Annotated in this window: 8 protein-coding genes; 6 read left to right on the top strand and 2 right to left on the bottom strand. The window is 67.4% G+C overall.

From position 1 onward, the window contains the following. The coding region (locus tag Q0L54_RS09320) for an FAD-dependent oxidoreductase (RefSeq protein WP_296667513.1) at positions 1-209 on the top strand (209 nt) is incomplete at its 5' end. Between the two features lie 62 nt (positions 210-271). Here Q0L54_RS09320 and Q0L54_RS09325 read toward each other — a convergent pair. After that, positions 272-835: a TetR/AcrR family transcriptional regulator gene (locus Q0L54_RS09325; protein ID WP_296667514.1), complete on the bottom strand. Its 564-nt coding sequence runs from the start codon at positions 833-835 to the stop codon at positions 272-274. Here Q0L54_RS09325 and Q0L54_RS09330 point away from each other — a divergent pair, their 5' ends adjacent. Both Q0L54_RS09330 and Q0L54_RS09335 read left to right on the top strand, forming a co-directional pair. Next, entirely contained in the window at positions 836-2,077 is a 1,242-nt protein-coding gene (locus Q0L54_RS09330) for a nitroreductase family protein (RefSeq protein ID WP_296667516.1), read from the top strand. It abuts the gene before it with no gap. A 243-nt stretch (positions 2,078-2,320) separates the two neighbouring features. Then, positions 2,321-2,551 carry a hypothetical protein gene (locus Q0L54_RS09335; protein WP_296667517.1) on the top strand — a complete coding sequence of 77 codons (231 nt, stop codon included), beginning with the start codon at positions 2,321-2,323 and terminating at the stop codon, positions 2,549-2,551. A gap of 275 nt (positions 2,552-2,826) precedes the next feature. Here Q0L54_RS09335 and Q0L54_RS09340 read toward each other — a convergent pair whose 3' ends face one another. Further along, positions 2,827-3,060, bottom strand: coding sequence for a hypothetical protein (locus Q0L54_RS09340; protein ID WP_296667519.1), 234 nt, complete (start codon positions 3,058-3,060; stop codon positions 2,827-2,829). Positions 3,061-3,481: 421 nt separating this feature from the next. On the opposite strand from Q0L54_RS09340, the gene Q0L54_RS09345 reads away from it, so the two are divergent. The 3 genes from Q0L54_RS09345 to Q0L54_RS09355 all read left to right on the top strand — a co-directional run. Then, entirely contained in the window at positions 3,482-3,997 is a 516-nt protein-coding gene (locus tag Q0L54_RS09345) for a TetR/AcrR family transcriptional regulator (protein WP_296667520.1), read from the top strand. Between the two features lie 8 nt (positions 3,998-4,005). Further along, complete coding sequence (locus Q0L54_RS09350) at positions 4,006-5,100, top strand: nucleotide disphospho-sugar-binding domain-containing protein (protein WP_296667522.1); 1,095 nt, start codon at positions 4,006-4,008, stop codon at positions 5,098-5,100. Positions 5,101-5,951: 851 nt separating this feature from the next. After that, on the top strand, positions 5,952-7,126 hold a 1,175-nt coding region (locus Q0L54_RS09355), incomplete at its 3' end, for an FAD-dependent oxidoreductase (RefSeq protein WP_296667523.1).

Genomic DNA, 7,126 nt, shown 5'->3' on the forward strand with positions numbered 1-7,126 from the left:
ACGCCTATATGACGGTGGGCTCGACCACTGCCGACCACGACTCGCTCGCAACGCCGATAGGCGGAGTGCTGCATCTCGCCGGCGAGGCGACCTGGACCGACGATCCGGCGACGGTGACTGCAGCCATGCTCTCCGGGCACCGCGCGGCCCAGAACGTCCTCGGGCACGCTATCGCTCTGGACGCGATCTGGACGAGCCCGATTCGCTAGCCCCGATTTCCTCCCCGGGGGTTGATCGCGGCCAGGGGCCGCGGCGGGCCGGCAGAGCGCCGTCAAGCCCCGGCGTGACCCCCCATGAAGCTCTCGACCGCCACGTCGGCATCCATGCCGCCACCGGGCAGCTCCCCGAAGGCCCGCGTCCATAGGCCGCCCGCGACCAGCGGCGCGATCAGCAGGGCGACCTTCTGGAACGGGTCGCCGGGGGCAATCCTGCCCGCCTGCTGGTGCGTACGCATGATCTCCGCTGCGTGGCCAAGATTCGCCATCAGGATCGTTGCCGCATCAGCAAGCTCGGGATGGCGAGGGAGCTCGACCAGGAGCGTCATGACGGCGCCACCATAGGCGCGGTTGGTGGCGTCGAAGGCAGCCGCGACGGCGCCGAGATCCGCCCTCACATCGCCACTCGCCTCGACGTGGGCGAACGGCGAATCGCCCAGCTTGGCGTTGAGCGCGGCCCCGATCAGGCCCGCCTTGGTGCCGTACTTGCGAAACAGCGTCACCTCGTTGACGCCGGCTCGGGATGCGATCTCCTGGGTGGTCGACTCTGCATAGCCGCGCACGGCGAAGATGCGAACGGTGGCCTCGAAGAGTGCGTCGGTGTCAATGACCTTGGGCATGTGTGCTCCTTCGCGCACCAGAGTAGCGCCGCGCTATCTGCAAGTGTACGCTTGCAGAAAGCAGACCCGAGACGGAGGATCAGCCTCGTGAACGATACGCAGACGGCCACTCGCACGCCCAGGAAGTTCGACATTCAGGACACGGCGCTCTGGCGCTTCAAGACGCGCCTTCAGTTCACAGGATGGCTGCAAACCGCGGCGAACTCGGTCATCGTGCTCGTCCTTCTCGTGATCGCGGGAATCGGGTGGCTGGTAGGAGCCGCGCCGGTGGTGCTGGTGGGGATTCCGCTGTCGCTGGCCACTGTCGCGGCGCTGATTCTGATTTTCGATCTTGCGACGCTCAAGGCCGGCATTCGCCCCAAGGGCCGGCCCGGGCGCCCCCGCGACGACCTTGACGCTTGGGACCTGATGCGCTCCCGGCGCTCGTGCCGTTCGTTCCTCCCGATCAACCTGACTCCAGAACACCACAGCAAGCTCATGGCGTCCGTGACCGAACACTCCGCGCCGGAGCGACTCTTGGGTATCGGCGCCGTCCGCTTTGAATACATTGCGGCACCGTTGACGGTGTGGCCCGTGGTGGGCGCCCACGAGTTCCTGGTCGCCATCGGTCCACGCAAGTACGACCGCGACGCCGTGGTGGACGTGGGACGCAGCTTGCAGCACGTCGTCCTCGACGCCACGCGGCTCGGGATCGCCACCTGTTGGATCGGTCCGGGCGCCGACCACGCGAGCATCCTGAGCGCGCTCGGCGACCGCATCGACCCCGAACGCGACCACATCATCTGCGTCTGTGCAGTCGGTTACCGCTCCCGCCTCAAGCCGCTGATCGTGCGCTTCATGCAGGGAAGTCAGCACCGACGGCGACCGCTCGAGCAGCTCTTCTTCTCGGACCCCTCATGCGAAACTCCGCTCGACGTCGATGCACACCCATTCGACGCGTTCGGGCGCACGTATGAGGCGTGCCAGTGGTCGCCGTCGTCGTTCAACGGCCAGACGACCCGGGCCGTGGGGGTCGCCGATGCAGCGGGCAAGGTGCGCGTCGACTTCTTCGCCGCGACACCCTCCCGCTACTACGCCGCCGTGGCTCTCGGGATCTGGCTCGCGAATTGGGAGTACGGAGCCAAGGCAGCGGGCGTCACTGGAACCTTCGGCGTCGTCGATGCTGGCGCGCGCGACGCCGTGGGCGCCCCGGAACTCCCGCGCTACTACACGAGTTGGACTTCGGACGCTCCTGTGTCGTAGCCCCCCGGCCGGCCTGGTCATGGTGCCCGCAGACACCGTGTGAATCATCAGGAGATGAAGATGGTCTCCAGGCGGAGCCGAGCCGCTACCGCGCCACCCTGAACCCGGAGGATCTCGTGTCCCACGCAAGTGCCGCGGCGACCCTGTCCAGCGCGCTCGGCTCCGCGATCGGCGAGACGGCCTCCCGCCAGCGATAGTGGAGTGGTAGACGGGCAAGACGCCCACGGACGCTGGGAGGGACTGATGGAGGACTTGACCGAGGCGGGCCATGTCGCCCGATGGAACGGAGACCACTACGTGGTAGCCGGGCAAACTGGCATCGATCTTGGGATGATCGAGCCTGCCGACGGGTCCTGGGTGTGGATGGAGTTCGCCACCGAGTATGACCGCGAGGTCGACCAGGGGACACGCCAGTACGCCGACCCCGCGGAGGCGCTTCACGAGATGCTCAAGTACGGCGGGTGGCTCGTGTGACGGCTCGCCGTCCTCGACATGGGTAGCCGCGGTGGGGGCGTCGCGCCCAGGTGTCAGCGAATCGTTCCGCGAACAACATTGTGGGGGCGCATGACGTACTCAGAGACCGCGTGAGTGAAGACTAGAAGCCGCCCATAGGCTTATCCGCCCCCGGAATCCTCGAGGCCAGCAATCGTGCTCCTCGGCATCGCACACTCGTCAAGCGAATCCGAGACCGGGGCTCGAACCTATTGGTCCGAGCCCCGGTCTCGAATTCGAACTCCAGCGGCCGAGTTCTAGTCGCAGAAGCCGCCTGCGGCGAAGGCGCGCGCGGTCGCGTTCTTGCCCTGACCCTTGTTCTCGTACGACTGGACCAGCTGGCCCACGTTGTCGATGCCGAGTGCGCCAGCGTTGACGGCCTTGTGGATCTGGCCGAAGCAGGCGGCGTCCGCGGGGGCGGCGTTCGCGGTGCCGGTGAAGCCGACCATGGCGATGGCGGCAATGAATCCTGTGGCGATGATGCGCTTCATTGCGCTTCCTTTCCTTAGGCGGGCGCCCGGTGCGACCGCTTCAACCCGTACTTCCGGCGGAGTGGGTTGTCTAGATGCAGCCCCGCCCGAGTTCTGCTGTGAGCGAACGCTGGGTCCTGACGAGCGCTCGTGATCAGCGCGTTCGTGCGCGTGCATTCATGCGCCCCCGAGGGCGCTCGCGCACCGTCTCTGCCAGAGCCGACGCAAGATCAAGGGCTTCCACCAGACCCTCAAACGCTGGCTGACCAAGCACCCCGCCGACACGCTCGACTTCGCTCCATTCCTTCTCATTTCATTTTAATAGGCATTGACACGAAATGATGTGGGGGCATATCTTGCGATGGTGGGCGAGACGCGAGCGTACCGACAGACGAATCGTGCCGCTCAGACAGCAGCGACCCGCGAAGCCGTCATACATGCCGTGATCTCGCTGTCGCACGAGCTCCTGACGATCGAAATCACCCTTGATCAGATCGCTGCTCGCGCGGAGGTGACGGTGCAGACAGTGCTTCGCCACTTCGGAAGCCGCGATGCCCTCTTCACCCACGTCCTCGCCGCCGCCAGTCAGCAGGTCAGCGAGCAGCGCCGTGTTTCGCCAGGTGACATCGATGCTGCGCTGGCCGCGCTAAGCGCGCACTACGAAGAGTGGGGCGAACTGATGGTCCGCTTGGTCGCCGCCGAAACCAGCGACGAACGGATCATGGAGTTCACCAACCAGGGAAGGTCGGTCCACCGCCAGTGGGTCCAAGAGACGTTCGCGCCACAGCTCGCTGGTCTCGCAGACGACATCACCGACCTGTTGGCCGTCGCCACAGACCTGCAGGTGTGGAGCCTCCTTCGCCGCGATCGCGGCCTCGACGCCACGACCGTCGCCAAGCGCACCCGTCGTATGGTCGACGCCGTGCTCTCGCTCCCGCACCGAAAGGACCCTTCATGATCTCCGTCTTGTTCGCCACCCTCGATGCCGGCGGCAACCTGCCCCCGGCCCTCGCGGTCGCGCGCGCCGTCGTCGATGCCGGCGGGACGGTGCGCTTCCTCGCCTCGCCGACGCAGCGTTCCCGCATCGAAGCGGCAGGATTCGCGGTGCAGATCTACTCGAGCGCCCGCCCCATCGACGCCACCGCGCCCGGCAGCCTCGCGTCGGTCTCGCTCCGACAGGCGAGAGCGTTCGCCGACCGCGGCGCGGGTCGGGACGTGATCGCAGCTTTCCGCGCGGAGCCCGTCGACGTCGTCGTGATCGACTGCCTTCTCGTCGGCGCCCTGGATGAAGCCATCGCCGCCGGCATCCCTGTCGTGGCGCACGTTCACACGCTGTGGAGCTTCTTCGACAAGGCGTTTGATGGCCCGCTGGGCATGATGGTGCGGATGCTGGGAGTCCACGCCCGCACGGCGCTCAACGCGCCCGCGATGAAGATCATCACGGTCGTGCCCGACCTCGAAGGAGACCTGCGCGGGCACGGCCTTCACCACGTCGGACCAATGGAGGCGATCGGGGCGATCGACGCGGCGCCAGCGGCACCACGGATACTCGTGAGTCTGAGCACAGCGACCGTGCCAGGGCAGCGACAGATGCTGCAGCGAATCCTCGATGCTCTCGCTGGAATTCCGGCGCACGTGCTGGTGACGACCGGTCCCGCGATCGATCAGCGCGGGCTGCGCATACCCGACGGCATCGAGGTCCAGCCCCTCGCGGATCACGCACGGGAGATGCCGCGCACGTCGCTTGTGATCACCCACGGCGGGCACGGCACGACCGCCCGAGCGCTCGCCCATGGCATCCCCGTCCTCGTGCTTCCCGCTCACCCCCTCACCGACCAGCCGTCAATCGCTGCTGCCGTCGCGCGGGTCGCGGCCGGCGAGGCGCTTCCGCGGCGAGCGCGTCCGGCCGCGATCCGCGCAGCCGTCGACAGGCTTCTCGTAGACGGCCCGGAGCGAGCCTCTGCACGCGCATTGGGTCACCGCCTGCGCGCGATGCATCCGGATGCCCAGGTTGTCCGGCTACTGCAGGAGGCGGCGGCTTCCGCCGAGACACCGATCTGACCACTCCAACGACGTACCAAGGCCGCGCCGCGTTCCGAACCTTCAGCAACTGGACCACGGCCATCCCTGCCCCCAGGGCTCGCTGAAACGTGACGCCTGGCGCCGACGTCGAAGCCTTGTGAATCCGACAGACCAGACCCCAAGCAAGATCGAACGCTTCCACCCGACCCTTAGGCGCTGGCTCACCAAGCCCCCCCGCCGACACCGTCGACGAGCTCAACATCCTCCTGGCGACCTTCACCCACATCTACAACCACGAACGACCGCCGCGCGCCCGCTACCGCCAGCACCGCCCTGCCCAAGGACAAGCCCCGCCTGGACCTCGTGGGACGCTCCTGAGGCGTCCGGCACGACACCGTCGACACCTCAGGCGTCATCACCCTGCCCTGGGCCGGGAATGACCTGCCCCAGCATCGGCTACCTCACGCCCATCGACTTCGAACTGGAGTAAGGAATGCACGCCATCCCCGACCCCACGACGCGCCCGATCAGGTAACCGCACCTTGGGTCAGGTCACACGGTCGACCGAATGAGGGGCAGACCCCAGTCACGCACCCCGAACCGCTTGCGGCTGGACCGGCTCGTGAGCGGTCGGAATCCCCGGCATGAAGGACCAGGCGCTCCTAGTCGGCACGCCCGACCGATCTCCGGTATTTGCGCTCGCGTACGCGGGACGATCACGGAGTGTCCATGCCGCGCACACTTGACTCGCCTCTTTCCGGTTGTTCGGCGGTGTACGCGAGGCGAGGCACCGCGGCGCTCCCTCAACTGAACGCCGGGGTGGGTGCATTCATGGACAACCGGGGGCCGGTCCATTACAAATGAGAGTGAGACCGTAGGGAGGCACGTCAATGCTGGGCGAAGCGGTCCATGATCTTCGCGGCTGCACGCGCGGTGAGATCCTCGAGCCCGCCGACCTGGGGTACGAGGCGGCTCGTGAGGCGTACAACGCGATGGCGACCGGGCGTCCTACGACAATCTTCCGGCCAGCCGACCTGCCCGACATCGTCGCTGCGGTGAGGTGGGCGGCGGACTCGGGTCTCGCAATCGGCGTCCGCGGCGGTGGCCACAGCGTAGCCGGCCACTCCTCCCCGGACGGGGCGCTCCTCATCGACTTGTCCCGATGGCGCGGAGCGACCGTCGACCCTGCTGCGAGAACGGTGGACGCCCTTGCCGGGTGCCGGTTGATGGACCTCGACGCGGCTACCTTCGCCCACGGCCTGGCTGCGCCGTCCGGGACCTTCATCGATACCGGCATCGGCGGCCTGACCCTCAGTGGTGGGATCAGCTGGCTCCTGTCGTCGGAGGGGTTCGCGTGCGACGCGCTGATCGGCGCCCAGCTCGTGGCGGCGGACGGCGACGTCCTCGAGGTCGACGAGGAGCACGAGCCAGAGCTGCTCTGGGGCCTTCGAGGCGGTGGCGGCAACTTCGGTGTCGTGACTCGCCTGCGGTACGCCCTGACGGAGGTTCCCGCGATGTTCGGCGGTCGCCTCCGCTTCCGCGGCAGCGCCCTCCGTGACGCCATCCTCAGCACGTTCGAGGTCGAGGCGTCGGCGCCAGACGAGCTCGTCCTGGCACTCGTCGCCTGGCGCGCCGAGGATGGCTCGCCGTCGATCTCGGTGAACGTCGGGTGGCGCGGCGACCCGGTGGGCGGCATGGCTGCGGTTCGTGCGCTCGCGACGCACCCGGCCTGTTACGAGTCCGATCTCAAGCCGATGAACTGGCTCCAGCAGCAGACCCTGTACCAGCCGATCCCTTACGGGCTCCGGCAGTACTGGAAGGGCCATCTCATAGGGCGGCTGGACGAATCTTTGGCCGACGCCTTGATCTCGTCCGCCTCGGAAGCGACCGATGAGTCGTTTGCGCTGGTCGAGCTCATCCACGGAAAGGCTCATCGCATCCCCGAGACGCACGCCGCGTTCGGAGGTCGGAGCGCCGTCGCGAACGTGACGGCCCTCGCGATCTGGGAGGGCGCGGCTGACGACGAGGCCGAGATAGCCTGGGCGCGACGGTTCGCCGATCGGGT

Origin of the sequence: Demequina sp. (genome assembly GCF_024642165.1) — a bacterium.
Lineage (GTDB): Bacteria > Actinomycetota > Actinomycetes > Actinomycetales > Demequinaceae > Demequina.